This window comes from Streptomyces sp. Ru72 (genome assembly GCF_002920635.1).
Lineage (GTDB): Bacteria > Actinomycetota > Actinomycetes > Streptomycetales > Streptomycetaceae > Streptomyces.
The window spans coordinates 1-26,760 of the sequence record NZ_PQSR01000036.1; the positions used below are offsets into that span (position 1 = coordinate 1).

At 71.7% G+C, this 26,760-nt stretch carries 27 protein-coding genes; 13 read left to right on the forward strand and 14 right to left on the reverse strand.

Going from position 1 to position 26,760, the window contains the following annotated elements:
• Nucleotides 1-823: DMT family transporter (locus C3488_RS18485; RefSeq protein WP_103840881.1), on the reverse strand; the 823-nt coding region annotated here is incomplete at its 3' end.
• Between C3488_RS18485 and C3488_RS18490 the strand changes: the two genes are divergently transcribed.
• The 3 genes from C3488_RS18490 to C3488_RS18500 all read left to right on the forward strand — a co-directional run bounded on the left by C3488_RS18490 (nucleotide 822) and on the right by C3488_RS18500 (nucleotide 3,452).
• Nucleotides 822-2,264: a PLP-dependent aminotransferase family protein gene (locus C3488_RS18490; protein WP_103840783.1), complete on the forward strand. Its 1,443-nt coding sequence runs from the start codon at nucleotides 822-824 to the stop codon at nucleotides 2,262-2,264. The two genes, C3488_RS18485 and C3488_RS18490, sit on opposite strands and share 2 nt — an antisense overlap.
• 59 nt (nucleotides 2,265-2,323) lie before the next feature.
• A complete protein-coding gene (locus tag C3488_RS18495; RefSeq protein WP_103840785.1) occupies nucleotides 2,324-2,791 on the forward strand; it encodes a GNAT family N-acetyltransferase in 468 nt (155 codons plus the stop codon).
• A gap of 73 nt (nucleotides 2,792-2,864) precedes the next feature.
• Nucleotides 2,865-3,452 (forward strand): histidine phosphatase family protein, encoded by a 588-nt coding sequence (locus C3488_RS18500; protein WP_103840787.1) that lies wholly within the window; start codon nucleotides 2,865-2,867, stop codon nucleotides 3,450-3,452.
• Here C3488_RS18500 and C3488_RS18505 read toward each other — a convergent pair.
• The 5 genes from C3488_RS18505 to C3488_RS18525 form a co-directional block, all read right to left on the reverse strand.
• Nucleotides 3,435-3,914 carry a DUF6314 family protein gene (locus tag C3488_RS18505; protein WP_374955430.1) on the reverse strand — a complete coding sequence of 160 codons (480 nt, stop codon included), beginning with the start codon at nucleotides 3,912-3,914 and terminating at the stop codon, nucleotides 3,435-3,437. The genes C3488_RS18500 and C3488_RS18505 overlap by 18 nt on opposite strands.
• Nucleotides 3,915-4,149: 235 nt before the next feature.
• Nucleotides 4,150-4,587, reverse strand: a complete 438-nt coding sequence (locus C3488_RS18510) for a carboxymuconolactone decarboxylase family protein (RefSeq protein ID WP_103840789.1) — start codon at nucleotides 4,585-4,587, stop codon at nucleotides 4,150-4,152.
• Nucleotides 4,584-5,015 (reverse strand): MerR family transcriptional regulator, encoded by a 432-nt coding sequence (locus C3488_RS18515; protein ID WP_103840791.1) that lies wholly within the window; start codon nucleotides 5,013-5,015, stop codon nucleotides 4,584-4,586. The genes C3488_RS18510 and C3488_RS18515 overlap by 4 nt, the downstream gene beginning before the upstream one ends.
• A gap of 192 nt (nucleotides 5,016-5,207) precedes the next feature.
• On the reverse strand, nucleotides 5,208-6,623 hold the full coding sequence (dctA, locus tag C3488_RS18520; protein ID WP_103840793.1) for a C4-dicarboxylate transporter DctA: 1,416 nt from the start codon (nucleotides 6,621-6,623) through the stop codon (nucleotides 5,208-5,210).
• Nucleotides 6,620-7,738 carry a PrpF domain-containing protein gene (locus C3488_RS18525; RefSeq protein WP_103840795.1) on the reverse strand — a complete coding sequence of 373 codons (1,119 nt, stop codon included), beginning with the start codon at nucleotides 7,736-7,738 and terminating at the stop codon, nucleotides 6,620-6,622. Before C3488_RS18525 ends, dctA begins: the two co-directional genes overlap by 4 nt.
• Nucleotides 7,739-7,884: 146 nt before the next feature.
• Between C3488_RS18525 and C3488_RS18530 the strand changes: the two genes are divergently transcribed.
• The 6 genes from C3488_RS18530 to C3488_RS18555 all read left to right on the forward strand — a co-directional run bounded on the left by C3488_RS18530 (nucleotide 7,885) and on the right by C3488_RS18555 (nucleotide 14,013).
• Nucleotides 7,885-8,796: a LysR family transcriptional regulator gene (locus C3488_RS18530; protein ID WP_103840797.1), complete on the forward strand. Its 912-nt coding sequence runs from the start codon at nucleotides 7,885-7,887 to the stop codon at nucleotides 8,794-8,796.
• 362 nt (nucleotides 8,797-9,158) lie between these two features.
• Entirely contained in the window at nucleotides 9,159-10,187 is a 1,029-nt protein-coding gene (gene argC, locus C3488_RS18535; protein ID WP_103840799.1) for an N-acetyl-gamma-glutamyl-phosphate reductase, read from the forward strand.
• Nucleotides 10,184-11,335: a bifunctional glutamate N-acetyltransferase/amino-acid acetyltransferase ArgJ gene (gene argJ / locus C3488_RS18540; protein ID WP_103840801.1), complete on the forward strand. Its 1,152-nt coding sequence runs from the start codon at nucleotides 10,184-10,186 to the stop codon at nucleotides 11,333-11,335. The genes argC and argJ overlap by 4 nt, the downstream gene beginning before the upstream one ends.
• Nucleotides 11,332-12,267, forward strand: coding sequence for an acetylglutamate kinase (gene argB, locus C3488_RS18545; protein WP_103840803.1), 936 nt, complete (start codon nucleotides 11,332-11,334; stop codon nucleotides 12,265-12,267). Before argJ ends, argB begins: the two co-directional genes overlap by 4 nt.
• Entirely contained in the window at nucleotides 12,264-13,469 is a 1,206-nt protein-coding gene (locus C3488_RS18550; protein ID WP_103840805.1) for an acetylornithine transaminase, read from the forward strand. The genes argB and C3488_RS18550 overlap by 4 nt, the downstream gene beginning before the upstream one ends.
• A gap of 7 nt (nucleotides 13,470-13,476) precedes the next feature.
• A complete protein-coding gene (locus C3488_RS18555) occupies nucleotides 13,477-14,013 on the forward strand; it encodes an arginine repressor (RefSeq protein ID WP_103840807.1) in 537 nt (178 codons plus the stop codon).
• 15 nt (nucleotides 14,014-14,028) lie between these two features.
• Here C3488_RS18555 and C3488_RS18560 read toward each other — a convergent pair whose 3' ends face one another.
• The 5 genes from C3488_RS18560 to C3488_RS18580 all read right to left on the reverse strand — a co-directional run bounded on the left by C3488_RS18560 (nucleotide 14,029) and on the right by C3488_RS18580 (nucleotide 19,012).
• Entirely contained in the window at nucleotides 14,029-14,814 is a 786-nt protein-coding gene (locus C3488_RS18560; protein ID WP_103840885.1) for an FAD:protein FMN transferase, read from the reverse strand.
• Between the two features lie 12 nt (nucleotides 14,815-14,826).
• Nucleotides 14,827-15,633 (reverse strand): FMN-binding protein, encoded by an 807-nt coding sequence (locus C3488_RS18565; protein ID WP_181139075.1) that lies wholly within the window; start codon nucleotides 15,631-15,633, stop codon nucleotides 14,827-14,829.
• A 29-nt stretch (nucleotides 15,634-15,662) separates the two neighbouring features.
• Nucleotides 15,663-17,000: a ferric reductase-like transmembrane domain-containing protein gene (locus C3488_RS18570; protein ID WP_103840889.1), complete on the reverse strand. Its 1,338-nt coding sequence runs from the start codon at nucleotides 16,998-17,000 to the stop codon at nucleotides 15,663-15,665.
• 124 nt (nucleotides 17,001-17,124) lie between these two features.
• Complete coding sequence (locus tag C3488_RS18575) at nucleotides 17,125-17,655, reverse strand: FMN-binding protein (RefSeq protein WP_103840809.1); 531 nt, start codon at nucleotides 17,653-17,655, stop codon at nucleotides 17,125-17,127.
• Between the two features lie 7 nt (nucleotides 17,656-17,662).
• Complete coding sequence (locus C3488_RS18580) at nucleotides 17,663-19,012, reverse strand: ferric reductase-like transmembrane domain-containing protein (RefSeq protein ID WP_103840811.1); 1,350 nt, start codon at nucleotides 19,010-19,012, stop codon at nucleotides 17,663-17,665.
• Between the two features lie 208 nt (nucleotides 19,013-19,220).
• Here C3488_RS18580 and C3488_RS18585 point away from each other — a divergent pair, with 208 nt between their 5' ends.
• Together C3488_RS18585 and C3488_RS18590 are read left to right on the forward strand one after the other, a co-directional pair.
• Nucleotides 19,221-19,961 carry a response regulator transcription factor gene (locus tag C3488_RS18585; protein ID WP_103840813.1) on the forward strand — a complete coding sequence of 247 codons (741 nt, stop codon included), beginning with the start codon at nucleotides 19,221-19,223 and terminating at the stop codon, nucleotides 19,959-19,961.
• A complete protein-coding gene (locus tag C3488_RS18590; RefSeq protein ID WP_258053490.1) occupies nucleotides 19,958-21,460 on the forward strand; it encodes a cell wall metabolism sensor histidine kinase WalK in 1,503 nt (500 codons plus the stop codon). Before C3488_RS18585 ends, C3488_RS18590 begins: the two co-directional genes overlap by 4 nt.
• On the opposite strand, the gene C3488_RS18595 is transcribed toward C3488_RS18590, so the two are convergent.
• The 3 genes from C3488_RS18595 to C3488_RS18605 all read right to left on the reverse strand — a co-directional run bounded on the left by C3488_RS18595 (nucleotide 21,447) and on the right by C3488_RS18605 (nucleotide 23,750).
• Nucleotides 21,447-22,151 (reverse strand): L,D-transpeptidase, encoded by a 705-nt coding sequence (locus C3488_RS18595; RefSeq protein ID WP_103840815.1) that lies wholly within the window; start codon nucleotides 22,149-22,151, stop codon nucleotides 21,447-21,449. The genes C3488_RS18590 and C3488_RS18595 overlap by 14 nt on opposite strands.
• A 3-nt stretch (nucleotides 22,152-22,154) precedes the next feature.
• Nucleotides 22,155-22,742 (reverse strand): pyridoxamine 5'-phosphate oxidase family protein, encoded by a 588-nt coding sequence (locus tag C3488_RS18600; RefSeq protein WP_103840816.1) that lies wholly within the window; start codon nucleotides 22,740-22,742, stop codon nucleotides 22,155-22,157.
• Nucleotides 22,743-22,880: 138 nt separating this feature from the next.
• Nucleotides 22,881-23,750, reverse strand: coding sequence for a hypothetical protein (locus C3488_RS18605; RefSeq protein ID WP_103840817.1), 870 nt, complete (start codon nucleotides 23,748-23,750; stop codon nucleotides 22,881-22,883).
• Between the two features lie 235 nt (nucleotides 23,751-23,985).
• Between C3488_RS18605 and C3488_RS18610 the strand changes: the two genes are divergently transcribed.
• Together C3488_RS18610 and argH are read left to right on the forward strand one after the other, a co-directional pair.
• Nucleotides 23,986-25,188, forward strand: a complete 1,203-nt coding sequence (locus C3488_RS18610; RefSeq protein ID WP_103840819.1) for an argininosuccinate synthase — start codon at nucleotides 23,986-23,988, stop codon at nucleotides 25,186-25,188.
• Nucleotides 25,189-25,285: 97 nt separating this feature from the next.
• Nucleotides 25,286-26,716 (forward strand): argininosuccinate lyase, encoded by a 1,431-nt coding sequence (argH, locus tag C3488_RS18615; RefSeq protein ID WP_103840821.1) that lies wholly within the window; start codon nucleotides 25,286-25,288, stop codon nucleotides 26,714-26,716.
• Nucleotides 26,717-26,760: the final 44 nt, after the last annotated feature.

Genomic DNA, 26,760 nt, shown 5'->3' on the forward strand with positions numbered 1-26,760 from the left:
GTGTGAGCAGGGGCTGGGCCAACTGCAACTGACTGGCCTTGGGGATGCCGATCGCGGCCATGCCCCGGTACCAGACGACCAGCCCGAGGAACTGCGATCCGGCCGCCACCCACAGCAGTCCGGCCACGCCGTGCGCGGTGAGGTGGACCGGCTCGTACGACAGCGCCACGGCGGCGGCGGGCACGGTGAGCGGCAGGCACAGCACCAGGGCCCAGCCGATGACCTGCCAGCCGGGCATGACCCTGGCCAGCCGGCCGCCTTCGGTGTAGCCGGCGGCGCAGACCAGCAGGGCGCCGAAGAGGTAGGCGTCCGCGCCGGTCAGTGCGCCGCCGCTCTGCTGCACGGTGAACGCGATGACGGCGGCGGCGCCGGCGAGGGCGGCGAGCCAGAAGGTGCGGGAGGGCCGGGTACGCACGCGCAGCGCGGACAGGAGTGCGGTGGTCAGGGGGAGCAGCCCGACGACCACGGCGGCGTGCGCGGTGGTCGAGGTCTTCAGGGCGAGGGTGGTCAGCAGCGGGAAGCCGAGCACCACGCCGGCCGCGACCACGGCGAGCCCCGCCCAGTGGGCCCGCGCGGGCACCGGAACGCGGAGTGCGAGCAGGCACCCGCCGGCGATGAGGGCGGCGAGCACACTGCGCGCGGCCACGAGCGACCAGGCGCCGAACCCCTCGAGTCCCCATGCGGTGGCGGGGAAGGTGAGCGAGAAGGCGACGACGCCGAGGGCGGCCTGGAGGGTGCCCGTGCGGCGGCGGGTGTCCGCCTCGGCGACGGCCGCGGTCACTGCTATCGATGTAGGGGCAGTAGCGCTATCCTGTGTCCTCATGCACGAGAGTAGCAGTGTCGCCGAACTGGCGAATCACCTCCGACGTGAGCTGAATCGCTACTCATCCGGGGAGAAGCTGCCATCCAGTCGTGCGCTCGTCGAGCGGTTCCGGGTGAGTCCGGTGACCGTGTCCCGCGCGCTCGCCCAGCTGGCCGCCGAGGGGCTGGTGGTCACGCGCCCCGGAGCCGGGGCATTCCGGGCGGAGCCACGCGCGGCGGCCCCGGCCGTGGGGGACACCGCCTGGCAGGAGGTCGCGCTCAGCGCCGATGTCTCCGCCGAGCTCGTGCCGCGCAGCGTGGACGCGTCCGGAGTGGTCGTCTCGCTGGCCGCCCCGCCCGCCGGCGTCATCGAGTTCACTGGCGGTTATCTGCACCCCTCACTGCAGCCCGAGCGGGCCATGGCCGCGGCCCTGTCGCGCGCCGGCCGCCGCCCCGGCGTCTGGGCCCGGCCGCCCGTCGAGGGCGTCGCCGAGCTGCGCGAGTGGTTCGCGCGGGGCATCGGCGGCGCGACGACCGCCGCCGACGTCCTGATCACCGCGGGGGGCCAGTCGGCGCTGACCACCGCGCTACGGGCCCTCGCGCCGCCCGGCGCCGCCGTCCTGGTCGAGTCGCCCACCTATCCCGGCATGCTCGCCATCGCCCGCGCGGCGGGCCTGAGGCCCGTACCCGTGCCGGTCGACGCGGACGGGGTCAAGCCCGCCCTGCTCGCCGACGCCTTCCGGGCGACCGGAGCCCGTGTCGTCGTCTGCCAGCCGCTGTTCCAGAACCCGACCGGTGCGGTCCTCGCCCCCGGCCGCCGGGGCGAGGTGCTGCGCATCGCGCGCGACGCCGGAGCGTTCGTGATCGAGGACGACTTCGTCCGCCGGCTGGTGCACGAGGACGCCGGCCCCCTGCCGCCCCCGCTGGCGGCCGAGGACCCCGACGGCGTCGTCGTGCACGTCAACTCACTGACCAAGGCGACCTCGCCCAGCTTCCGGGTCGGCGCCCTGGCCGCCCGCGGTCCGGTCCTGGAAAGGCTGCGCGCCATCCAGATCGTCGACACCTTCTTCGTGCCCCGCCCGCTCCAGGAGGCCGCGCTGGAACTAGTCGGCTCGCCCGCCTGGCCCCGGCATCTGCGCGCCGTGGCCGCCGAGTTGAAGCACCGCCGCGACACGATGACCGCCGCTCTGCGCCTGCACGTGCCCGAACTCGCCCTGCCGTACGTCCCGTCCGGCGGCTACCACCTCTGGGCGCGCCTGCCCGAGGGCACCGACGAGTCCGCCCTCACCGGGGGCGCCCTGCGCGCGGGCGTCGCGGTCACCCCCGGCCGCCCCTACTTCAGCGCCGAACCCCCGGGCCCGCACCTGCGGTTGAGCTTCGCGGCCGCCGCGGGGGAAGGGGAGATCGCCGAGGGCGTACGCCGTCTGCGCACGGCCTGCGACGAGGTGTTCCGGACCCGGTAGCAATCGCCATCCGCCCGAATTCGTTCGACAGCACTGCTCCGACCTGCGAGTCTCCGGTCATGACAGCCACCACCGACGTCCCCCGCCTCCCGGACGGCTACGAATTCTCCGCCGACTCCGCCCGGATCGACATCGACCGCACCCACCACTGGCTCGCGACCGACGCGTACTGGGCGATCGACCGGCCCCGGGAGAAGCACGAGCGGGCGGTCGCGAACTCCCTCAACTTCGGGGTGTACGACACCGCTTCGGGTGAGCAGGTGGCGTACGCGCGCGTGGTCACGGACGAGGCGTCCTTCGCCTGGCTCTGCGATGTCTACGTCGACCGTTCGGTGCGCGGCAAGGGCATCGGCACCGCCCTGGTCGGCGCCGTCCGCGACCACCTCGCCCCGCTCGGGCTGCGCCGCGTCCTTCTGGCGACCCAGGACGCGCACGGGGTCTACGCCAAGCTCGGGTTCGCGCCGCTCGACCGGCCGGACCAGTGGATGGTGCATCGGTTCGACACGTCGAACAAGGTCCGTGTGTGACGTCGGCGATACCTTTGGTAACTCCTGAGTAATCCCTCTTGACCTGCGCACTTGCGCGCCCGACGATCGCCGCATGCATCTTCGGGTCACGTTCGTCGCCGCCGCGCGCAGTTCCTCGCTGCTCGCGGAGCGCTTCGAGGACGACCGGCCGCTGGACCAGGCCGGCTGGGAGGAGGTGCAACGTGTCGCCCGCGACCTGGTGCCGCTGGCGGCGGCCGAGCTGCGCTACTGCTCGCCCACGCCGCGCAGCCGGGCGACCGGGGACGCGCTCGGGTACGCGCCGCTGGTGCAACCGGCGCTGCGGGACTGCGACATGGGCCGCTGGCGCGGGTTCACGCTGGGGGAGGCGATGGCCCGGGAGCCGTCGGCGGTGGACGCCTGGCTCGCGGACCCGCGCTCCGCACCGCACGGTGGTGAGTCGCTGCTGGCGTTCATCTCCCGTGTGGGCGGCTGGCTGGACACGCGCCCGGTGGAGGACGGCAGCCGTATCGTCGCCGTGGCGGAGCCGTCGGTGGTGCGGGCGGCCCTGGTGTACGCGCTGAGGGCCCAGCCGTCGTCGTACTGGAACATCGACGTCCGCCCCCTTTCGACGGTGACGCTGGCCGGGCACGCAGGCCGCTGGAACCTGCGCCTGGAGACCGCGTCACATCTGCCCGTCTGACGTTCCCGGAGGCCGGCGCTCGCGTGTGTAGTCGGTCGTCAGGACCAGGTCCTTCGCGGGCCCGCCGACCCGCCACACCGTGCGCCAGTGGTCCTCGTCGTACACGGTGAACTCGCCTCGGTAGAGGTCTGCCGCGCACGGATGCTCGGCGACATGGCGGCCGGTCGTGAGGTCGAGGCCGTGGAACGGGCGGCCGTCCGCGAACGTGACGTCCGAGGTGCCCGGCGAGCCCCCGGGCAGGAACAGCAGCGTCCGCTCGGCGGGCCGGGACGCACCCTGCCAGAGGAACCTGCCCGACTCGTGGTGCAGCAGCCCGCCGCCTTCCCGTGGCGAGAACACCGTCGTCCCGCTGAACCGGCCTTCCTCGCCGCTCGTGACATCCCGCACGGTGCGCTCCACGTGCCAACTCCCCGCCAGATGGGCCAGCACGTCCCCGACCGGCCAGAAGGTGTCCACCGCCATGGGTCTGTCCTCCTGTCCTTCCACGCCCCGTGTGGCGCGATCATGTCGCCTCCATGTTGCCCTTCGCAATGCTGCCCAAGATCCGACATTGAGAACAACCCGGCCTGCCGAGCGGCGCGGCACGGCATCGGCCTCGGCGGCGCGAGGGTCGGCCTCCCGGGCCCGGGTGACGACGCTCGCGGTGGCGCGCGACGCGGTGAACACCGACTCCGGCACGCCGGTCATCTCCTGGGGATCAAGCAGAGGTGGCCGCGGTCTGCGCGGGCTGCTGCTCCAGCGGCAGCAGCCCGCGCTCGGCGAAGACCTTCTTCGCGGCGAAGGTCGCGTTCAGCGCCTTCGGTATGCCGCAGTACACCGCCGAGTGCAGCAGGGCCTCGACGATCTGCTCGGGGGTGAGGCCCACGTTCAGTGCCGCGTTCACGTGCACATCGAGCTGGGCCTCGCAGCCGCCGAGCGCGGTGAGCATGCCCAGCGTCACCAGCTGGCGGTCGCGCGGGGCGAGCCCGGGCCGGCCGTAGATCTCGCCGAAGGCCCAGGAGACGATCTGGTGGCCGAGCTCGGGACTGATGTCGGCGAGCGAGTCGACGACCCGCTGCCCGGCCTCGCCGTCGACCTTCTTCAGGACCTCCAGGCCATGGGCGAAACGCTCGTCACGGGTGGTGCTCTCGCTCATGTCCGCTCATCCGTTCCCGGCTGCGCGGGCATGTCGCCGAGCAGCCGTTCGTAGTGGTCGATCTTGTCGTCCAGCGCGGCCGCGTTGCGGCGCAGCGCGCGGATCCGTTCCGCCAGCTCCGCGCGGTGCTCCCGCAGCATCGCCAGCCGGTCCGCGACCGTGACGTCCCCCTGCGCCCGCAGCCGCGCGAAGTGCTGCATGTCGGCGATCGACATGCCCGTCTCGCGCAGCCGCAGCAGGAACTCCAGCCAGGCCAGGTCGGCCGCGTCGTAGCGCCGCTGGTTGCCGGTGGTCCGGCCGACCCGCTCGATCAGGCCCGCCCTCTCGTAGTAGCGCAGTGTGTCGTGCGAGAGGCCGGTGCGCTCGGCGACCTGGGCGATGGTCAGGGTCGGCTGCCGATCCCGCGGGAGGGGGTGTCCGCTGGTCATGACAAGACCGTAGAACCTGGAGCGCGCTCCAGGTCAAGCGGTGCCCACAAGCGTGGGCGTCCATGTGATCGTCGACGGCCTGCATGCCGGGAGCCGCCCCCCCCACGCTGCGCGCCTCCGCCGCGGCGAGTGCGGTGAGACGTGGGCGGGCCGGCCCGAGCATCCGCTCCGGGCCGGCCCGCCCACGCAGTATCAGCTTGCGGCGGGGACCTGGTCGCGGGTTGGTTCGGGCATCACCTCGGGTGCGGGCGTCTGCTTCGGATCGGGCTCGGCCGTCACCGCGGAGGGAGCGGGGACGGGCGCGTAGGGGATGTCTCCGCGCAGGACGGCCTTGGCGCGGTCCTCGTCGAGCTCGCCCTCCCACCGGGCGACGGCCAGGGTGGCGACGCCGTTGCCGACCAGGCTGGTCAGGGCGCGGGCTTCGGACATGAACCGGTCGATGCCGAAGACCAGCGCGAGGGCGGCGACCGGGACGTGCGGGACTGCGCTGAGTGTGGCGGCCAGGGCGATGAAGCCGGAGCCGGTGACACCTGCGGCGCCCTTGGAGGTGAGCAGCATGACGGCGAGCATGGTCAGCTGCTGGGTGAGGCTGAGGTCGATACCGAGGGCCTGGGCGAGGAAGACCGAGCCCATGGTCAGGTAGATGGCGGTGCCGTCGAGGTTGAAGGAGTACCCGGCGGGCAGCGTGATGCCGACGACCGGTTTCGAGGCGCCCGCGTGCTGGAGCTTGGCCATCATGCGCGGCAGGACGGGCTCGGTGGATGAGGTGCCGAGGACGATCAGCAGTTCTTCCTTGATGTAGCGCAGGAAGGGCAGCAGCCGCAGTCCGTTCAGGCGCATCACGGCCCCGAGGACGACCAGGACGAAGAAGAGGGCGGTCAGCCAGAACGAGCCGACCAGCATGGCCAGATGGCGCAGGGTGCCCAGGCCGTAGTTGCCGATGGTGAAGGCCATCGAGCCGAACGCCCCGACGGGGGCGAGCCGCATGATCCACCGGATGAGCGTGAACAGGACCGCGGAGAGCTTCTCGATGCCCCGGGCGATGCCCAGGCCCGCCTCCCCGCTCGCGTGCAGGCCGAAGCCGAACAGCACCGACACCAGCAGCACCGGCAGGATCTCGTTGCCGGTCAGGGCGCTGACCAGGGTGGCCGGGATGACGGCGAGGAGGAACTCGGCAAAGCCCTCGTGGGCCGTGGTCGCCTCCGGCGGCAGGCCCTTGGTGGTCAGGGTCGAGAGGTCGACGTGCAGACCACTGCCCGGCTTGACGACGTTGACGACGACCAGGCCGAGCACCATGGCCACGGTGGTCAGCACCTCGAAGTAGACCAGGGCCTTCAGGCTGACGCGGCCGACCGCGCGTGCGTTGCCCATGGAGGCGATGCCGTGGACGACCGTGCAGAAGACGATCGGCGCGATGAGCATCTTCACCAGCGCGATGAAGGCGTCGCCGAGCGGCTTGAGGTCGGCGCCGACGGACGGCCACAGCCCGCCCACGACGGCCCCGAGGAGGACGGCGATCAGGCACTGGATGTACAGGTGGGACAGCATCCGGCGGATGCGGCCCGGTGGTGCGGTGACGGTACCCGGGGCGGCGTCGTTGCGGCTCATGCGGGGCGTCCTTCCAGGACGGGAACGAGGAGTTCGGCTCGGGCGATACGCCGGGCGGCGCGGTGCAGCAGCACCGTGGGGGACGCGCCGTCCGGTGCGGGGACGGCTCGGGTGGTGACCACGCCTGCGGGGGTGCCCAGGCGCAGCGTGCCGTCGGCGGTCTGCCGGGCGACGCGGTGGGCGAGGGTGCCGGGGGTGGCGGCGGCCGTGGCCAGGGCCACGGCGGAGGTCAGGCCGATCGCCGGGTGTGGGGCGTGCATGGAGACCATGCGCACGGCCAGGTCGTACTCGTCCTGGTCGACGAGTGTGCCCTGGGTGGTGCGGTAGGGGGCGGGCCGGGCGACGATGCCCACCTTCGGCACCGCGTGGCTGACCGGGTCGCCCTCGCGGGCCAGGCCCATGGCCAGCGCTGCCTGGCGGCGCAGCAGTGTCAGCGCGGGCACTGCGGTGGCGAAGGCGGTGAGGGATTCGGTGCCGTCGAGGCCGAACGCCTTGGCCTCGAACAGCGCGGCCGGAGCGCCGGCGTCCACCAGGGATGCCTCGACGGGACCGTCCGGGCCGGTCAGTTCGTCCAGCGTCCGGCCGGTCGGCAGAGCGCGGCCGGTCGTCGAGCCCGCCGGGTCCTCGAACCCGAGCAGGACCGGCACGCCCCGTGCCGAGGTACCCGGGACCACGGCCGTGCCCTCCTCCGGGGCCACACCTGCGGGGGTGGGGATCGTGCCGGTGAGGTGGGCCCCGGTGTTGACGTTGAGCATGCGCACGGTGGTGGTGTCCGACGCGATCGGCACGAGAGCGTGGTGGACGGCGTACAGGGCCACGGCGGTGGCGCAGTTGCCGCAGTTGCCGGCCCACTCCACGCGCTCGTCGCCGATGCCGACCTGCGCGAAGGCGTACTCGACATCCACACCGGGCTGGGTCGACGCCTGTACGACGGCGGCCTTGGAGGTGGTGGAGGAGGCGCCGCCCACGCCGTCGATCTGACGGGGGTCGGCGGCGTTGAAGGCGGCGAGCAGCAGGGCATCGACATCCACGCCCGTGGCGACCACGTCGCGGTGGTCGAAGATCCAGCACTTGCTGGTTCCTCCGCGGATCATCTCGCCCTGCAGACGCAGCACAACCGACTCCTCACAGCCAGGGAAGGGGAAGTCCACCGACGGTCTCGCCGTGCGTGGTGTCCTCCACGGTGGGTGACGGCAGCGTGAAGTACAATCTCGGAAATCTGCATGGCTATTAAGCTGAAGTGAACGCTGGAGGTGGCGGCATGCTCGACGTCCGGCGCATCCTGCTGTTCACGGAGGTCGCCCGGCGCGGCTCGGTGACCGCCACGGCCCGCGCCCTCAACTACACACCGTCAGCGGTGTCGCAGCAGATCAGCCGCCTGGAAACGGAGGCAGGCCAGCCGCTGCTGGAACGCCACGCCCGGGGCGTCACCCTCACCGACGCCGGACGGGCGCTGGCCGAACGAGGGCAACGGATCGAACGCGAACTGCGAGCCGCGGAGAACGAACTCGCCGACTTCGCCGGCCTGCGCGCGGGCACCCTGCGCATCGGCACCTTCCCCACCGTCGGCGCCTCGCTCCTCCCGCAGGCCGTGATCGCCTTCCGGGACGCCCACCCCGACGTACGGCTGACCGTCCGCAGCGCCCGCATCGCCGGACTCTGGACCATGCTGGAGAACCGGGAGATCGAGATGTCGCTGATGTGGGACTACGACTGGAGCCGAATCGACCGGGAGGACATCGTCGTCACCCCCCTCCTCGACGACCCGCCGGCCCTTCTCGTCAGCGACCACCATCCACTCGCCGGCCGTGACGCCGCCTCACTCGCCGACTTCGCGGACGACCCCTGGATCACCCGCGCCGACCATCACCCGGTGGCCGAAGCCCTCGTGCGCGGCTGCCGCGCCGCCGGCTTCGAGCCCCACATCGCCTACGAGGCCCACGACTACCAGGAAGCCCAGGCCATGGTCGCCGCCGGCATCGGCGTCGCCCTCGCCCCCACCCTGGCCCTGGAGGGCATCCGACCCGGCGTCGACGTCCTGCCCCTCCAGCGGCCGGCCCCCATCCGCCGCATCCTCCTGGTTCGCATGGCCGACCACTCGCTCACCCCCGCGGCCCTCACCTTCGCGGGACTCCTCCGCGACACCGCCGCGGCTAGAACACCCCGGCAGTGACACCGAAGCGCGATCAGCTGTCATGGCACTGTCGTGCTCACCGCCGAGAATCCAGGCCCCGCACTTCGGTGTCAGACCTGAGCGACGGGCGGCGGCGAGCAACCCTGGCAATACGTCCGGTTCGGTGGCGTGATCCGGAAGGAGTGCGGGATCCGGGGTGGGCGGGGCGAGCGTCGGCTCCGGAAGCGACCGGGCCGAGGGCATGGTCCATGTCTTCCACTGCGGTGTGGGGTCGGTGCGCCCGGTCAGCGGATGCGGGGCGGCGCCTTGTACGGGTGCGCGGCGTGCACGTACTTGTCGGCGCACAGGATTGCATAAACGTGCGGCGATACGTATAGTCATGCCATCCAGGAGGAGGTTCCATGACGGTACGTGCCGCAGTCGCCGGAGCGAGCGGATACGCGGGCGGAGAGGCGCTGCGTCTGCTCCTCGCGCACCCCGAGGTGGAGATCGGCGCCCTGACCGGCAACTCCAACGCCGGCCAGCGGCTCGGTGCGCTTCAGCCGCATCTGCTGCCCCTCGCCGACCGGGTGCTCGCCGAGACCACCCCCGAGGCCCTCGCCGGGCACGACGTCGTCTTCCTCGCCCTGCCCCACGGGCAGTCCGCCGCCGTCGCCGAGCAGCTCGGTCCCGACGTCCTCGTCATCGACATGGGTGCCGACTTCCGGCTGAAGGACCCGGCCGACTGGGAGAGGTTCTACGGCTCCCCGCACGCCGGTACCTGGCCCTACGGGCTCCCCGAACTGCCGGGTGCCCGCGCTGCGCTGGAGGGGTCCAAGCGCATCGCGGTACCCGGTTGCTACCCCACGGCCGCCTCCCTCGCGCTCTTCCCCGCGTACGCCGCCGGGCTCGCCGAGAACGAGGCCGTGATCGTCGCCGCCTCCGGCACCTCCGGCGCGGGCAAGGCGCCCAAGCCGCATCTGCTGGGCAGCGAGGTCATGGGGTCCATGTCCCCGTACGGCGTCGGCGGCGTCCACCGGCACACCCCCGAGATCATCCAGAACCTCGGCGCGGCCGCCGGGGAGCCGGTCACCGTCTCTTTCACGCCCACCCTCGCGCCGATGCCCCGAGGCATCCTCGCCACCTGCAGCGCCAAGGCCCGGCCCGGCGTCACCGGTGAGTCGCTGCGCGCCGCCTATGAGAAGGCCTTCGCCGACGAGTCCTTCGTGCACCTGCTCCCCGAGGGGCAGTGGCCGGCCACCGCGTCCGTCCAGGGTTCCAACGCCGTTCAGGTGCAGGTCGCGTACGACGCCGCCGCGCACCGGATCATCGCGATCAGCGCCATCGACAATCTGACCAAGGGCACCGCGGGCGGTGCCGTGCAGAGCATGAACATCGCGCTCGGCCTCGACGAGACCACCGGGCTTTCGACGATCGGAGTCGCACCGTGAGCGTCACGGCAGCCAAGGGATTCCAGGCTGCGGGCATCGCCGCCGGAATCAAGGAGAACGGCAACCCGGACCTGGCCCTCGTGGTCAACACCGGGCCGCGCCGCGCCGCCGCGGGCGTCTTCACCTCCAACCGTGTGAAGGCCGCGCCCGTGCTGTGGTCCGAGCAGGTCCTCAAGAGCGGCCAGGTCTCGGCGGTCGTGCTCAACTCCGGTGGCGCCAACGCATGTACCGGCCCGAAGGGCTTCCAGGACACCCACGCCACCGCCGAGAAGGTGGCGGAGGTGCTCGGCCGGGGCGCCATCGAGGTCGCCGTCTGCTCCACCGGCCTCATCGGTGTGCTGCTGCCCATGGACAAGCTGCTCCCGGGCGTGGAGACCGCCGCCGCCCAGCTCTCCGAGCACGGCGGCGAGAAGGCCGCCATCGCCATCAAGACCACCGACACCGTTCACAAGACGTCTGTCGTGACGAAGGACGGGTGGACCGTCGGCGGCATGGCCAAGGGCGCAGGCATGCTCGCACCGGGCCTCGCCACCATGCTGGTCGTCCTCACCACCGACGCCGACCTCGACAGCGAGACCCTGGACAAGGCCCTGCGCGCCGCCACGAAGGTCACCTTCGACCGCGTCGACTCCGACGGCTGCATGTCCACCAACGACACCGTGCTGCTGCTCGCCTCGGGCGCGTCCGGGATCGCCCCCGGGTACGACGAGTTCGCCGAGGCCGTGCGCGAGGTCTGCGCCGACCTCGGCCGGCAGCTCATCGGCGACGCCGAGGGTGCCAGCAAGGACATCAAGGTGGAGGTGATCAACGCCGCGAGCGAGGAGGACGCCGTCGAGGTGGGCCGCTCCATCGCCCGCAACAACCTCCTGAAGTGCGCCATCCACGGCGAGGACCCCAACTGGGGCCGCGTCCTCTCCGCGATCGGCACCACCAAGGCCGCCTTCGAGCCGGACCAGCTCAACGTCGCCATCAACGGCGTCTGGGTCTGCAAGAACGGCGGCGTCGGCGAGGACCGCGAGAAGGTCGACATGCGCTACCGCGAGGTCCACATCGTGGCCGACCTCGCCGCCGGCTCCGAGACCGCCACCATCTGGACCAACGACCTCACCGCCGACTACGTCCACGAGAACAGCGCGTACTCCTCATGAGCGACATTCCTTCCAAGTCGGGCACGACACGCAAACACACCGCGCTGCCCAAGGCCCAGATCCTCATCGAGGCGCTGCCCTGGCTGACCCGCCACCACGGCAAGATCGTCGTGATCAAGTTCGGCGGCAACGCCATGGTGAACGAGGAGCTGAAGGCCGCGTTCGCGCAGGACGTCGTCTTCCTGCGGCACGCCGGCCTCAAGCCGGTCGTCGTGCACGGGGGCGGCCCCCAGATCAGCGCCGCCCTCGACCGGCACGGCATCGTCAGCGAGTTCAAGGCGGGCCTGAGGGTCACCACCGAGGACGCGATGGACGTCGTACGCATGGTGCTCGCCGGGCAGGTGCAGCGCGAACTGGTCGGGCTGCTCAACCAGCACGGCCCGTTGGCCGTCGGCCTCACCGGCGAGGACGCGCACACCATCACCGCCACCAAGCACACGCCCGAGATCGACGGCGAGTCCGTCGACATCGGACGCGTGGGCGAGATCACCCAGATCGACACGGGCGCGATCGAGGCCCTGCTCGCCGACGGCCGTATCCCGGTCGTCTCCTCCATCGCCCGCAGTCAGGACGACGGACATGTCTACAACGTCAATGCTGATACGGCGGCTGCGGCACTCGCTGCGGCACTGGGCGCCGAAACCCTCATGGTCCTCACCGACGTCGAGGGCCTCTACGAGGACTGGCCGAACTCCGACGAGGTGATCAGCCGCCTGACCGCCTCCCAACTGGAGAAGCTGCTGCCGGAGTTGTCCTCCGGCATGGTGCCGAAGATGGAGGGCTGTCTGCACGCCGTGCGGGGCGGAGTCAACACCGCCCGCGTCATCGACGGCCGGGTCCAGCACTCGATCCTGCTGGAGATCTTCACCGACGAAGGCATCGGCACGATGGTCGTGCCCGACGAGAAGCCGGACGAACAGGGGGAGTCGTGAGCAACGAGGAACTGACGGCGCGGTGGCAGGGCGCGCTCATGAACAACTACGGCACTCCCCGGCTGCCCCTCGTCCGCGGTGAGGGCACCGAGCTGTGGGACGCCGACGGCAAGCGGTACCTCGACTTCGTCGGCGGCATCGCCGTCAACGCCCTCGGCCATGCCCACCCCGCGGTCGTCGAGGCCGTGAGCAAGCAGATCGCCTCCCTCGGCCACGTCTCCAACCTCTTCATCGCCGAACCGCCCGTCGCCCTCGCCGAACGGCTCCTTCAGCTCTTCGGCCGCGACGGCAAGGTCTTCTTCTGCAACTCGGGCGCCGAGGCCAACGAGGGCGCATTCAAGATCGGCCGGCTGACGGGCCGCCGGCACATGGTCGCCACCCAGGGCGGCTTCCACGGCCGCACCATGGGCTCCCTCGCGCTGACCGGCCAGCCCGGCAAGCAGGAGCCGTTCCTTCCGCTGCCCGGCGACGTCACCCACGTCCCCTACGGCGACGCGCAGGCACTTGCCGCCGCGGTCACCGAGGAGACGGCACTCGTCATCATCGAGCCGATCCAGGGCGAGAACGGGGTCGTGGTCCCGCCCGCCGGATACCTGAAGGCGGCCCGCGCGATCACCGCGGCCACCGGGGCGCTGCTCGTGCTCGACGAGGTGCAGACCGGCGTCGGCCGTACCGGGCACTGGTTCGAGTACCAGGCCCACGAGGGCGTCCTGCCGGACGTCGTCACCCTCGCCAAGGGCCTCGGCGGCGGACTGCCGCTCGGCGCCACCGTCGCCTTCGGCCGCGCCGCCGAGCTGCTCCAGCCGGGCCAGCACGGCACGACCTTCGGCGGCAACCCGGTCGCCTGCGCCGCAGGGCTCGCCGTGCTCGACACCATCGCGGCCGAGGGCCTGCTGGAGAACGTCAAGCGGCAGAGCGAGAAGCTGCGGGACGGAATCGAGTCGCTGGGCCACCCGTTGATCGAACATGTCCGGGGCGCGGGCCTCCTCCTGGGTATCGTGCTCACCGAGCCGCTCGCGCCGCAGGTGCAACAGGCGGCTCAGGATGCCGGTTTCCTGGTGAACGCTCCCGCCCCGAACGTCGTACGGCTGATGCCGCCGCTGAACCTCGGCGACGACGAGGTGCAGGCGTTGCTCCAGGCGCTTCCCGGTGTCCTCGAGGCAGTGCACCCAGTGAATGGGGACGGACGATCCGGAGAATGAGACGACGATGAGTCAGGCGCAGGACCACGACCACGCGGGGCCCGCCGTGCCGCAGACCCGCACCGCACGCCACCGCCGGATCGTGGACATCCTCAACCGGCAACCGGTGCGCTCCCAGAGCCAGTTGGCGAAACTCCTCGCCGACGACGGGCTGAGCGTCACACAGGCGACGCTCTCCCGGGACCTTGACGAGCTGAACGCGGTGAAGATCCGCAACACCGACGGCGACCTCATCTACGCCGTCCCCAGCGAGGGCGGCTTCCGCACCCCGCGGGCCCCGCTCGGGGAGTCGGCCAAGGAGGAGCGGATGCGGCGCCTGTCCCAGGAACTGCTGATCTCCGCGGAGGCCTCCGCGAACCTCGTGGTCCTGCGCACCCCTCCGGGGGCCGCGCAGTTCCTGGCGTCGGCGATCGACCAGGCGGAGCTGCACGACATCCTGGGGACGATCGCCGGGGACGACACGGTGCTGCTGATCAGCCGGGAGCCGACGGGGGGCCAGGCGCTGGCGGACCACCTGCTGCGGCTGGCGCAGAACGGTCACTGACTCCGAGGCGGGCGCTCACCCCAGCCGCGTGGCGAGGCCGCCTGTGCACCGGACCTCGTCACCGGCGGTGATCAGCAGCGCCTCCACGTCCGGCAGTGACTCCAGCCACGCCAGCCCCGCCCGGGAGCCCATCGCGAACGCGGCCGTGGCCCACGCGTCAGCCCAGGTCAGGCTGGGGCCCACCACCGTCACCGCCACCAGGTCGGTCACCGCGGAGCGCCCCGTGCGCGGGTCCACGATGTGCGCGCCGCGCTCCGCCGTACCCGACGTGGCCACGGCAAGCTCCTCCACTCCGGCCGCGGACACCACCGCCGCCAGCCCGCCGGGCCGCAGCGGATCCGACACGCCGACCCGCCAGGGCCGGTGCGGTTCCGGCATGCCGTACATCTGCACGTCCCCGCCGCCGTTGACGCTCACCCCGCTCGCCCCGGCCGCCGTCAGACGCCGGGCCGCCCGTTCCACCGCCCAGCCCTTCACGATCCCGGTCGGATCCATCCGGCCCGCGAAGCGGGTGCTGAACCAGCCCTCGCTCACCTGCTCGGCCTCCGCCCCCAGGGCGAGCACCTCGGCGACCTCCGGGTCGCAGCCCTCCACACCCACCTCACCGCGGGCGAGCCGCGATATCTGGCTGTCCTCGCGGTAGGGGCTGAACACCTCGTCCACGCGGTGGAGATGGGCGATCGCCTCCTCGAGCGCGGTCCGTACGGCCTCGGGCTCGCCGCCGCGCACGTCGAAGGAGAAGACGGTGCCCATCACCTCCTCCGCGTGGCGCAGCACGGGCGGTGCATCCGGGTCGGTCATCCGGCCCGCCACTCAGCCACCGGCCTTGTCCAGGGCCGACTGCAGGGACTGCCTGTATCCGGTGCTGGTATAGGTCGCGCCGGAGACCGCGTCGATGTTCGCACCCTGTGCGCTCACCGCCTCCTGGTTGAGTCTGGGGACGGCCATGGCGGTCTTCTGGTCGCTGAGCCCGCCCTTGGGCGCCTGCACCGCCTCGGCCTTGGTGATCTTCCCGCCGCTGACGGTCACCCGGACCTGGACGGGGCCGTACTGCGTCTGCGCCACGTTACCGGTGACCGTGCGCGCCTGGGCCGCCGCCCCCGAGGACCCCGGCGCCCCGGAACCGCCCGCGGACCCGGACGGGGCCCCGCCGCCGGAGGCGGCCTTCGCCTTGTCCAGCGCCGACTGCAGGGACTGCTTGTACCCGCCGCTCGTGTACGTGGCGCCGGAGACCGCGTCGATCTGCGCGCTCTGCGCGGCGACCGCCTCCTGGTTGAGTCTGGGGACGGCCATGGCGGTCTTCTGGTCGCTGAGCCCGCCCTTGGGCGCCTGCACCGCCTCCGCCTTGGTGATCTTCCCGCCGCTCACCGTCAGGCGCACCTGCACCGGGCCGTACTGCGTCTTGGCCACCTCACCGGTGACGGTCCGGGTGCCGGTCTGCTGTCCGCTGCCGCCCTGCGGCGACTCCTGGGCGGCGGCGGTCTGCTGCGGTGCGGCACCGCCGCCCGCCTGCGCCGAGGCGGGGCCCGAAGCCGGCTTCAGGGACAGCAGCAGCACGATCCCGGACACGGTGGCGGCGGTGGCCAGCACGACACGCCGCACGGGGTGGCTCTTCCTCATCTTCTTCCCGGCTCCTGTTCTCCCGTCGCTCACATCTCGAACGACTCGTGATGGATGCGTCGGGCGGGGACCCCCGCGCCGCGCAGTGCTTCGTACACCTGCTGAGCGAAGCCGGGCGGCCCGCACATGAAGACGTCGTGGCGGTCGATGTCCGGCAGCTTCCGGCTCAGGGTCTCCGCCGAGATGTCGGGGCGCTCCCCGTCCGGGCTGTTGACCGCGTACATCAGCCGTGCGCCGCGCTCCTCCGCGATCTGCGCCAGCTCGTCCCACAGGGCCAGATCCTGGGTCGTGTTGGCGCGGTAGAGGAGGGTGATGTCGCCGGGGGCGCCCGGCAGCGTCTCGAACAGGGCCCGCATCGGCGTGATGCCGACACCGCCGGCCACCAGCAGCACCTTGCCCCGGCTGCGCCGGTCGGCGGTCAGCGCCCCGTACGGGCCCTCCGCCCACACCCGCGTCCCGGGTTCGAGGTCCCGCAGCGCGGAGCTGTGGTCGCCGATCGCCTTGACGGTGATCCGGAGCATGTTCGGGCGGGGCGCCGCCGACAGGGAGTACGGGTGCGAGCTGAACCGCATCCCGGGCGCGAGGAACCGCCAGCGGAAGAACTGCCCGGCCTCCGCACCCATCCGGTGCAGTCTCCGCCCCGTCATCAGCACCGACACCACCCCGGGCGTCTCCTCGATGACCGCCTCCACCCGCAGCCGGTGCCGCAGGTTGAGTCGGACCGGGGTGAGGATCCGGTACCAGAGCACCAGCGCGGTCACCGAGCCGTACAACGCGTACCAGGCGGTCTTCGCCTCCGGTTGCACGGCGAACTCGTTGCCCGTCGACAGCTGGTGCCAGAACGACAGGTACGTGGCCGCGTAGGCGAGCAGGTGGACGTGGTACCAGAGGTCGTAGGAGATCCTGCGCCGGACCGGTCCGATCGAGAGAAGGCCGATGAGAACCAGCAGTCCCGTGCCGATGGCGGCCTTGCCCACGTCCGGCAGCTGGTCGATCGAGTCGAGGGTCTGCTGGACGATCCCGCCGAGCCCCTTGCCGCTCTGCAGGGCGTAGCCCCACATGGTCAGGAACAGGTGGGCGAGGACCAGGCAGATGGTGTACCGGCCGGTCATGGCGTGCCAGCGGGCGACCCGGTCGGAGCCGACCCGGCGCTCCAGCGCGGGCACCCGGGCCATCTGCAGCACCACCAGGGCCATCAGATAGCCGGCGAGCAGGCCGGTGATCCGTCCCGCGTTGAGGATTCTGCTGTTGTTGTCGGCGATGGACGGCGTGTTCGTCCACCAGAGCCAGATGACGCCCGCCGCGCCCGCCCAGACGGCGAGCAGCAGCGGGACGGCGGGGGAGCGGCGTGGGCGGATGGCGCGCATCGTCTGGCGCCGCGCGGCGCGGCCACCGGCGATCGTGGACACGGTCTCCTCCGTGTTCCTTCATGGGGCGGGTGAGGCCAGTGGCCCCCTTGGCCCAGAGGTACGTGGCGCAGCCGCGGTGCGTTCAACCCTTCACGGAGTCCAGCGCCGACTGGAGTGACTGCTGGTAACCCTGACTCGTGTAAGTGGCGCCGGAGACCACGTCGATGTTCGCGCTCTGCGCCGCCAGTGCCTCCCGGTTCAGCTGCGGGACGGCATAGCTGTTGATCTCCTGGTCCCTCGGGCTGTCCTGCGGGTAGGCGACCGCCGTGACGTCGGTGAGCTTCCCGTTCGTCACCGTGATCCGGACCTGGACGGGGCCGTAGCGGGTCTCGACGGAGTCGCCGGTGACGGTCCTGGTGCCGGTCGTGGCCGATCCGCCGGAACTGGACCCGCTGGACCCGCTGGACCCGCTCGAGCTGCTCGACCCGCTCGAACCGGTGGACCCCCCGGACCCGGCCGACACGCCCGCACTGCTCGACGGCGCGGGCGCGGCCGCGGCGATGCCGGGCGACGAGTGCGGCTTCATCGACAGCAGCAGCACCATGCCGGAGACGGTCGCGGCGCCCGCCAGCACCATCCGGCGCAGCGGGCTCTTCCTCTTCAACGCGTGCATGACTGCCTCACAGCTCGAACGACTCGTGGTGGATACGGCGGTCGGGGACCCCGGCCGCCCGCAGCGCCTCGTACATGTCCTCCGCGAACCGCGGCGGGCCGCACAGGTACACGTCGTGGTCGGCGAGCTCGGGCACGGCGCCGTGCAGTGCGCCGGGGGTGAGGCGGGGCCGCGAGCCGTCCTCGCCGTTGAGGGCGTACAGCACCTTGGCGCCGCGCCAGCGGGCTATGGACTCCAGCTCGCCGCCCAGCGCCAGATCCTCCGCCGAGCGCGCCCGGTACAGCAGCGTCACCTCACCCGGCAGCGTCTCGAACAGGGCGCGCAGCGGGGTGACGCCGACGCCGCCCGCGATCAGCAGGGACCTGCCGGTGGTCTGCCGGTCGGCGGTCAGCGACCCGTACGGGCCCTCCGCCCACACCCGGGTGCCCGGCCGCAGCAGGGCCACCGAGGTGCTGTGGTCCCCGAGCGCCTTGACGGTGATGCGCAGCTGCGTGCGGCGGGGCGGTGCCGACAGCGAGTAGGGCGTGGACGTCCAGCGCAGCCCGTCCATGAGGAACCGCCAGCGGAAGAACTGCCCCGGCTCGGCGCCCAGTTCGTCCAGGTGCCGGCCGCGCATGACGACCGACCACACGTCCGGCGCCTCCTCGTGCACCGACTCCACGCGCAGCCGGTGGCGCAGGTTCAGGCGCACCGGGGTGAGAAGGCGGAACCAGACCACCAGGGCCGCGACGCCCAGGTAGAGCGCGTACCAGGCGGCCTGCGCGACCGGGTTCCCGGTGAACTCGGCGCCCAGCGCGAGCTGATGACCGAAGGCCAGGAACACGGCCGCATACGTCAGCAGGTGCACGTAGTACCAGAACTCATGGCCGACCTTTCGGCGCACGGCCCGCGCCGAGGTGATCCCGACGGCGAACAGGATGATCGTCCCGATGGTGGCCTTCAGCATCTCCGGGTAGTCCAGGACCACCGTGACCGTCTCGTGCACGAGCGAGGCCCGGTCCTGGGCGGCGTACCCGGCCAGGATCAGCACGATGTGCGCGACGAGCAGACAGACGGTGTACCGCCCGGCCATCGCGTGCCAGCGCGCCACCCGGTCCGAGCCGATCCGCCGCTCGAGGAGCGGCACGCGGGCCATCAGGCCCACGAGCACCGCGCAGGAGTACCCGCACAGCAGCCCCGCGATCCGCCCGGCCCCGGTCAGCCAGCCCGCCGTGCCCACCACCGAGCCGGTGCTCTGCCACCACAGGGCCACCACGGCGGCGGCCCCGGCCCACAGCAGGGCCAGCAGGGCGGCCGCCGGAGAGCGCCGGACGACCGGCGGCGAAGGTGGCGCCTGCTGCTGGTAGACCGTGGTCATGATCTGTTCCTTTCGGGCGTCTCGACGCCGCAACTGTGCAGGCGGAACTTCTGAGGCGGCTCTGAGGAGTCTGAGCCTGCGCTGAAGACGGCGGCGGAGAAGCGCGCTGGTCAGGGAAGTCGCCCCGGGGCGCCCGAGGCACTCATAGGGAACTCAGAGCGGCCCGCGTCCTCGGCCGCTGCCGGCAGAGTGGATCCTTGTAAACGCGATGAACACACCCCGCTCCGGCCGCCCCGCCCTCGCCCGCCCCGACGGCACGCCCGTGCGCGTCCTCGTCGTCGACGACGACCCCGACCTCGCCGAGGTGCTGTCCGGGGTCCTGCGCTACGAGGGCTGGGAGGTGCGCACCGCCGGTGACGGCGCCGCCGCCGTCGCCGAGGCCCGCGACCTGATGCCCGACGCCGTCGTCCTGGACGTGATGCTCCCGGACACCGACGGGTTCGCCGTGCTGCGCGAGCTGCACGCCGTGAAACCGGACGTCTGTGTCCTCTTCCTCACCGCCCGCGACGCCGTCGAGGACCGCATCGCCGGCATCACGGCGGGTGGCGACGACTACGTGACCAAGCCGTTCAGCCTGGAGGAGGTCGTCGCGCGCCTGCGTGGCCTGCTGCGCCGGGCCGGTATGGCCCGGCAGCTGGAGGAGGGGCCCCGGCTGACCGTCGGCGACCTGGTCATGGACGAGGAGGCCCGTGAGGTGATCCGGGCCGGTGAGCTGATCGAGCTGTCACCGACCGAGTTCGAGCTGCTCCGCTTCCTGATGCGCAACCCACGTCGTGTCCTGAGCAAGGCCCAGATCCTCGACCGGGTCTGGTCCTACGACTTCGGCGGCCAGGCCCATGTCGTCGAGCTGTACATCTCCTACCTGCGCAAGAAGGTGGACGCGGGCCGCGAGCCCATGATCCACACCGTCCGCGGGGCCGGGTACGTGCTGAAGCCGGTGGCCCGGTGAGGGCCCGGCTGCGCGAAGCGGTACGGCGCCTGCCCCGGCCGCGCACCCTGCGCGCCCGGCTCACCGCCGGGCTCGTCCTGCTGCTGGCGCTCAGCTGCGCCGCCGTCGGGGTGGCCGCCGTGATCGAGTTGAACGGTTTCCTCACCGGTCGGCTCGACCAGCAACTGCGGGACGTCGGCCCGCGCTTCGCGGCGAGCCTGGAGCACGGTGTCAAACCCTCGGACCACGACGGTGACGAGCACGCCGACACACGCAAACAGTCCTCCGGCACCTTCGGCGCACGGCTGGTCGGTGACAGGGTCACCAACGTGGGACTGGTGCACCCGGGCAGTGACAGCACCGATCTCAGCGCCCCGCTGAGCACGGGGGACGAGCGCACGCTCGCCGCGGTACCCGTGGACGGCAGGGGCCACAGCGTCTGCCTGTCCTCCCTCGGTGAGTACCGCCTGGTGGCGACCAGCGGAATGGACGGTGACGTACTGATCACCGGGCTGCCGCTCGAGCCGGTGGATGCGGCGGTGCACCGCCTGGAACTGGTCGCCGCGGTCGTCTTCGGCGCCGCCCTCGCGGTCACCGGTGTCGCGGGCGCCGTGTGGGTTCGCTGGTCCCTGCGACCGCTCAGCCGGGTCGCCGCGACCGCCACCCGGGTCAGTGAACTCCCGCTCGCCAGCGGCGAGGTCGCCTTGCCGCCGCGCGCCCCCGAGAGCGACCCGCGCAGCGAGGTCGGCCGGGTCGCCGGCGCCTTCAACCGCATGCTCGGCCATGTCGAGGACGCGCTCACCAAGCGGCACGCCAGCGAGGAGAGGCTGCGCAGCTTCGCCGCCGACGCCAGCCACGAGCTGCGCACGCCGGTCGCCTCGGTCCGGGGGCACGCCGAACTGGCGCTGCTGCATCCGGGTCCGGTGCCGCCGGAGGTGACCCGCGCCCTGGAACGGATCGCCTCGGAGTCGGGGCGCATGGGCGAGATGGTCGACGATCTGCTGCTGTTGGCCCGCCTGGACGCGGGCCGCCCCCTGGAGCGGCGCCCTGTCGACCTCACCCGCCTGGTCCTCGACGCGGTCACGGACGCGCGGGCCGCGGGCCCCGGCCACGGCTGGACGATGGAGCTGCCGCAGGAGCCGCTGACGGTGACGGGGGACGCGTACCGCCTCCATCAGGTGCTGGCGAACCTGTTGGCCAACGCGCGTCTGCACACACCTGTGGGCACCAAGGTGACCGTATCCCTGGAGACGGACGGCACGACGGCCGTCCTCAGGGTCCACGACGACGGACCGGGGATCCCCGCCGAGATCCAGCCGGGTGTGTTCGAACGCTTCACCCGCGCCGAACACCGCCGCCGCCCGGACCACCAGGGCGGCGGCGCGGGCCTGGGCCTGTCCATCGTGGCGGCGGTGACGGAGGCGCACGGCGGGAGCGTGAGCCTGGAGAGCCGCCCGGGGGCGACGACGTTCACGGTGCACCTGCCTGCCGCCGGCCCGGGCCGCTCTAGTAACGAGTGATCGCGGTCTCCCCGCTTGCCGTCCCGATGGCGATGTGCGGCCGGCGCCCGGGATCCGCCCACGTCAGGATCCGCTCCATCGCGTCCTCCGGTACCGACACGCAACCCTCCGTCGCGCCCTTGCCGTTGACGTGCAGGAAGATGCCGGCGCCACGGCCGCGCACCGGCAGGTGGTAGTTGAACCCGATGACGAGGGCGTGGTCGTACTGCGGGTCGTACGCGATCAGGTGTTCCGACTCGGAGGCGCGGCAGTCGGCCGGGAGGGGCTGCGTCCAGCGGTTGTACGAGAGCGAGTCGTTGTCCTGGCACCACCAGGTGTCCTGACGCACCCGCCGGTACGGCGCCCTCGCACCCGAGGGCGCGGCCTTGATGCCGAATGCGAACGGCAGGTCGTACAGGCCCGTCGGTGTCGTGCTCGTGCCCTGCCGGCGTGAGCCGCCCTCCACGAGGCCCTTCGCTCCGAAGCGCGCGGGTGCCGAGCCGGCCTTCACCCATCGCCCGCCGCTGCGGTCCCACCAGGTGACCGTGCCCGAGGTCGCTCCGGTGGTGACGGCCTCCGCGGTGATCAGCTGGGTGCCGCCGCCCGTGTCCGCCATCCGCTCGGGCAGCGGGGCGTCCTCTGCGGGGTCCGGTGCGGCACCGAGCAGGAGGAGGGAGGCGGAGACGAGAGCGGCGACGACACCGGGGCGCATGCCTCAGAACGTAGACGGAGGCAGGGGCAACGGCAGTCCCGGCAGGCCGTCCAGACTCGTTCGGACGTGTTCTTTCCTCCGGAAGTACTCATCGAGGGAGGCGTCGTCCTCGCGCGCGAAGCGCTTGGCGTGCAGGTCGCGATCCTCTTCGTAGGCCATGAAGGGCACCGCGTAGCCACAGGTGTCCCGGATCAGCTCGGCGGTCACGACGATGACGGCGCGCAGGCCGTGCGGGACGGGGTCGATGTCCGGGAAGTGCGTGAGCAGTTCCTTGAAGCGCGGGTCGTCGCGGAAGACCGGCTCGCCGCGGCCGTGCACACGCACGATGTTGGGCGGGCCCTGGAAGGCGCACCACATGAGGGTGATCCGGCCGTTCTCGCGCAGGTGCGCGATCGTCTCGGCGTTGCTTCCGGCGAAGTCCAGATACGCCACGGTGCGTTCGTCGAGCACGGCGAACGAGCCCTTGAGGCCCTTGGGGGAGAGGTTGACCGTGCCGTCGGCCGACAGGGGAGCGGTCGCGGTGAAGAACAGGGGTTGTGCCTCGATGAACGTGCGCAGCCTGCCGTCTATGCGCTTATAGGTCTTTCCCATGTCCACCGAGTATCGGGGCATGTCCTTCGACTGTCTAAGGATTTCTCCGGAACGGCCGGGGATATCCCTCGAACGGCGGCTTCCGGTCGCTCGTGGCCGCCCCGGCCGGCGCGCGGGGCGGCCACAGCGCCTGTCACGTCACTTGGTGAGCGTGCAGGCGGCCAGGGAGTCCAGACCCTGCGGCTTGGCGGACGTCCGGCCGATCGCGATGGCGATGCGGTCGATGGTGGACTTCCGCTTGTCCGCCAGCGGGCCGAGGATCGCGTTCTGGACGAAGTTCGGCCCGCCCTGGCCCACCGACGAGACGAGCCGCTTGTCGGCCTCGTCGATCTGGGTGTCGAGCAGGGCCAGATTGCGGTCGACCTCGGCCTGGGCGGAGGCGGGGATCGCGGGCAGCTTCGACTTGACGTCGGGGCAGGAGATGGTGCCCGCGGCGGCGCTGCCACCGACGGCGTTCCCCTTGTTGCCGCTGTTGCCCTTGTTGCCCAGGTTCCCCTTGTTGCCGTTGGCGGCGTTCCCGTTGCCGGCGTTGGCGGCGTTCCCGCCGGCCTGCTGGGCCGCTCCGCCGGCGTTGAGCGTGCACGGCGCCAGCGCGTCCAGTCCCTGCGGCTTGGCGGCGGTGCGGCCGATCGCCGTCGCGATCCGGTTGATCGTCGCCACCCGCTTGTCCTTGAGGGGGCCGAGGATTGCGTTGTTGACGAAGTTGGGCCCGCCCTGGCCCACGGTGTCCACCAGGCGCTTGTTGGCCTCGGCGATCTGGGTGCCGAGCAGCTTGAGGTTGCGGTCCACCTCGTCCCGGGCCGATGCGGGGATCGCGGGGAGCTGCGACTTCACGTCCTGGCAGGTGATCGTGCCGGGCCCCGCCGCCAGGGTCCGGGCGCCGTTGCTCTTGGACGTCTCCCCGGCGAGGGCGGAACCGGCGATGACCGCACCGGAGAGCACCACAGCGGCGGCGCCGCCGATGATCGCGACGCGGCGCTTGTTGTACTTCGGAAGAGCCCTGGACATGAAGATGCCTCACTCGGGTCGGGGGTGACTGCTGTGACGGACACGGCGGTCACCGGTGTGACTGCCGTGAAAACGCGGCGCCTGCGTTCGCCGAGAGATACGGGAAAGCGATTGCTCCCGTTCAACGGATGCGCAAAGAGCGGTCGCACGGCACGTCGCGAGGCGTCGCATTGACGAATCATGCAGAGTTCTGCATACTCATGCATGTCAGTGAGCGCAGTGTGAGGAGAACCCCGTGACCGAGCGCGTCGTACTCGCCTACTCGGGCGGTCTGGACACCTCCGTCGCCATCGGCTGGATCGCCGAGGAGACGGGCGCCGAGGTCATCGCCGTCGCGGTGGACGTCGGCCAGGGCGGCGAGGACCTGGACGTCATCCGCAAGCGCGCACTCGCCTGCGGTGCCGTGGAGGCCGAGGTCGCGGACGCCAGGGACGAGTTCGCCGAGGAGTACTGCCTCCCGGCGATCAAGGCCAACGCCCTCTACATGGACCGCTACCCGCTGGTCTCCGCGCTGTCCCGGCCGACGATCGTCAAGCACCTCGTCGCCGCCGCCAAGAAGCACGGCGCCACCACGGTCGCCCACGGCTGCACCGGCAAGGGCAACGACCAGGTCCGCTTCGAGGCCGGCATCGTGGCCCTGGCACCGGACCTGAAGTGCATCGCCCCGGTCCGGGACTACGCGATGACCCGCGACAAGGCCATCGCGTTCTGCGAGGAGAAGAACCTCCCCATCGCGACCACCAAGAAGTCCCCGTACTCCATCGACCAGAACGTCTTCGGCCGCGCCGTCGAGACGGGCTTCCTCGAGGACATCTGGAACGCCCCGATCGAGGACATCTACGAGTACACCTCCGACCCGGCCGTCCCTCGTGAGGCCGACGAGGTGATCATCACCTTCAAGGAGGGCGTCCCGGTCGCCGTCGACGGCAAGCCGGTCACCGTCCTGCAGGCCATCCAGCAGCTCAACGAGCGCGCCGGCGCCCAGGGCATCGGCCGGATCGACATGGTGGAGGACCGTCTCGTGGGTATCAAGTCCCGCGAGGTGTACGAGGCTCCGGGCGCGATCGCGCTCATCACCGCCCACCAGGAGCTGGAGAACGTGACCGTCGAGCGTGAACTCGCCCGCTACAAGCGGCAGGTCGAGCAGCGCTGGGGCGAACTGGTCTACGACGGCCAGTGGTTCTCCCCGCTCAAGCGCGCCCTGGACGGCTTCATCGACGAGGCCAGTCAGCATGTCTCCGGCGACATCCGCATGACCCTGCACGGCGGCCGGGCGGTCGTCACCGGCCGCCGGTCGCAGGAGTCGCTGTACGACTTCAACCTCGCGACCTACGACACGGGCGACACGTTCGACCAGTCCGCGGCCAAGGGCTTCATCGACATCTACAGCCTGTCGTCGAAGATCGCGGCACGTCGTGATCTCGCAGGCGAAGCCTGACGCGGATCCTGCCCGACCGGCCCACTGGCCCGACGACCGCCTCCTCACTCGCCGTGGGGAGGCGGTGGCACACCGACACCCTCTAGGAGCGACCCAAGTGAGCAGCAACACCGGTGACGTACGGCTCTGGGGCGGCCGTTTCGCCGACGGTCCCGCCGAGGCCCTGGCGAAGCTGTCCGCGTCCGTCCACTTCGACTGGCGGCTCGCGCCGTACGACATCGCCGGCTCCCGGGCCCACGCGCGCGTGCTGCACAAGGCGGGGCTCCTCACGGACGACGAGCTGACGCGGATGCTGGCGGGCCTGGACCGGCTCGAGGCGGACGTCGCCGACGGCTCCTTCACCGGCACGATCGCCGACGAGGACGTCCACACGGCCCTGGAGCGCGGTCTGCTGGAGCGCCTCGGCCCCGAGCTGGGCGGCAAGCTGCGCGCGGGGCGCTCGCGCAACGACCAGGTCGCCACGCTCTTCCGTTTGTACCTGCGCGACCACGGCCGGATCATCGGCGGTCTGATCGCCGACCTCCAGGACGCCCTGATCGGCCTGGCGGAGGCGCACCCGGACGTGGCGATGCCCGGCCGCACCCACCTCCAGCACGCCCAGCCGGTGCTCTTCGCGCACCACGTGCTCGCCCACGTGCAGTCGCTGTCCCGGGACGCCGAACGGCTGCGCCAGTGGGACGAGCGGACGGCTGTGTCGCCGTACGGCTCCGGTGCCCTGGCCGGGTCCTCACTCGGCCTGGACCCGGAGGCGGTCGCCGAGGACCTGGGCTTCGAGCACGGCAGCGTGGCCAACTCCATCGACGGCACGGCCTCCCGTGACTTCGTCGCCGAGTTCGCCTTCATCGCCGCGATGATCGGCGTGAACCTCTCCAGGATCGCCGAGGAGGTCATCATCTGGAACACGAAGGAGTTCTCCTTCGTCACGCTCCACGACGCCTTCTCCACCGGCTCCTCGATCATGCCGCAGAAGAAGAACCCGGACATCGCCGAGCTGGCCCGTGGCAAGTCCGGCCGCCTGATCGGCAACCTGACGGGCCTGCTGGCGACCCTCAAGGCCCTCCCGCTCGCGTACAACCGCGACCTCCAGGAGGACAAGGAGCCGGTCTTCGACTCCATCGACCAGCTGGAGGTCCTGCTCCCGGCCTTCACCGGCATGATGGCCACGCTGACCGTGCACCGAGAGCGCATGGAGGAGCTGGCTCCGGCCGGGTTCTCGCTCGCCACCGACATCGCCGAGTGGCTGGTCAAGCAGGGCGTGCCGTTCCGGGTGGCGCACGAGGTGGCCGGTGAGTGCGTCAAGGTCGCCGAGGCCGAGGGCAAGGAGCTCGACGGACTCACGGACGAGCAGTTCGCGAAGATCAGCGCCCACCTCACCCCCGAGGTGCGCTCCGTCCTCAACGTCCCCGGCGCCCTCGCCTCCCGCAACGGCCGCGGCGGCACGGCCCCCGAGGCGGTCGCGGTGCAGCTCGCCGAGGTGAAGGCGGACCTCGCCGCGCAGCGGGCGTGGGCCACGGCCAAGCAGGCGTAGCAGGACTTACCGCCGAGGGGCCCGGACATCGCGTCCGGGCCCCT

Bases quoted from the DNA above. Each gene is read 5' to 3' on its own strand.
- C3488_RS18500 (WP_103840787.1), top strand. From the start codon at position 2,865: ATGCATCTTCGGGTCACGTTCGTCGCCGCCGCGCGCAGTTCCTCGCTG.
- C3488_RS18560 (WP_103840885.1), bottom strand. From the start codon at position 14,814: ATGACCGACCCGGATGCACCGCCCGTGCTGCGCCACGCGGAGGAGGTG.
- C3488_RS18505 (WP_374955430.1), bottom strand. From the start codon at position 3,914: ATGGCGGTGGACACCTTCTGGCCGGTCGGGGACGTGCTGGCCCATCTG.
- C3488_RS18490 (WP_103840783.1), top strand. From the start codon at position 822: ATGCACGAGAGTAGCAGTGTCGCCGAACTGGCGAATCACCTCCGACGT.
- C3488_RS18595 (WP_103840815.1), bottom strand. From the start codon at position 22,151: ATGCGCCCCGGTGTCGTCGCCGCTCTCGTCTCCGCCTCCCTCCTCCTG.
- C3488_RS18570 (WP_103840889.1), bottom strand. From the start codon at position 17,000: ATGCGCGCCATCCGCCCACGCCGCTCCCCCGCCGTCCCGCTGCTGCTC.
- dctA (WP_103840793.1), bottom strand. From the start codon at position 6,623: ATGAGCCGCAACGACGCCGCCCCGGGTACCGTCACCGCACCACCGGGC.
- C3488_RS18605 (WP_103840817.1), bottom strand. From the start codon at position 23,750: ATGTCCAGGGCTCTTCCGAAGTACAACAAGCGCCGCGTCGCGATCATC.
- C3488_RS18510 (WP_103840789.1), bottom strand. From the start codon at position 4,587: ATGAGCGAGAGCACCACCCGTGACGAGCGTTTCGCCCATGGCCTGGAG.
- C3488_RS18585 (WP_103840813.1), top strand. From the start codon at position 19,221: ATGAACACACCCCGCTCCGGCCGCCCCGCCCTCGCCCGCCCCGACGGC.
- argB (WP_103840803.1), top strand. From the start codon at position 11,332: ATGAGCGACATTCCTTCCAAGTCGGGCACGACACGCAAACACACCGCG.
- C3488_RS18515 (WP_103840791.1), bottom strand. From the start codon at position 5,015: ATGACCAGCGGACACCCCCTCCCGCGGGATCGGCAGCCGACCCTGACC.
- C3488_RS18555 (WP_103840807.1), top strand. From the start codon at position 13,477: ATGAGTCAGGCGCAGGACCACGACCACGCGGGGCCCGCCGTGCCGCAG.
- C3488_RS18580 (WP_103840811.1), bottom strand. From the start codon at position 19,012: ATGACCACGGTCTACCAGCAGCAGGCGCCACCTTCGCCGCCGGTCGTC.
- C3488_RS18600 (WP_103840816.1), bottom strand. From the start codon at position 22,742: ATGGGAAAGACCTATAAGCGCATAGACGGCAGGCTGCGCACGTTCATC.
- C3488_RS18530 (WP_103840797.1), top strand. From the start codon at position 7,885: ATGCTCGACGTCCGGCGCATCCTGCTGTTCACGGAGGTCGCCCGGCGC.
- C3488_RS18565 (WP_181139075.1), bottom strand. From the start codon at position 15,633: ATGAGGAAGAGCCACCCCGTGCGGCGTGTCGTGCTGGCCACCGCCGCC.
- argC (WP_103840799.1), top strand. From the start codon at position 9,159: ATGACGGTACGTGCCGCAGTCGCCGGAGCGAGCGGATACGCGGGCGGA.
- C3488_RS18575 (WP_103840809.1), bottom strand. From the start codon at position 17,655: ATGCACGCGTTGAAGAGGAAGAGCCCGCTGCGCCGGATGGTGCTGGCG.
- C3488_RS18495 (WP_103840785.1), top strand. From the start codon at position 2,324: ATGACAGCCACCACCGACGTCCCCCGCCTCCCGGACGGCTACGAATTC.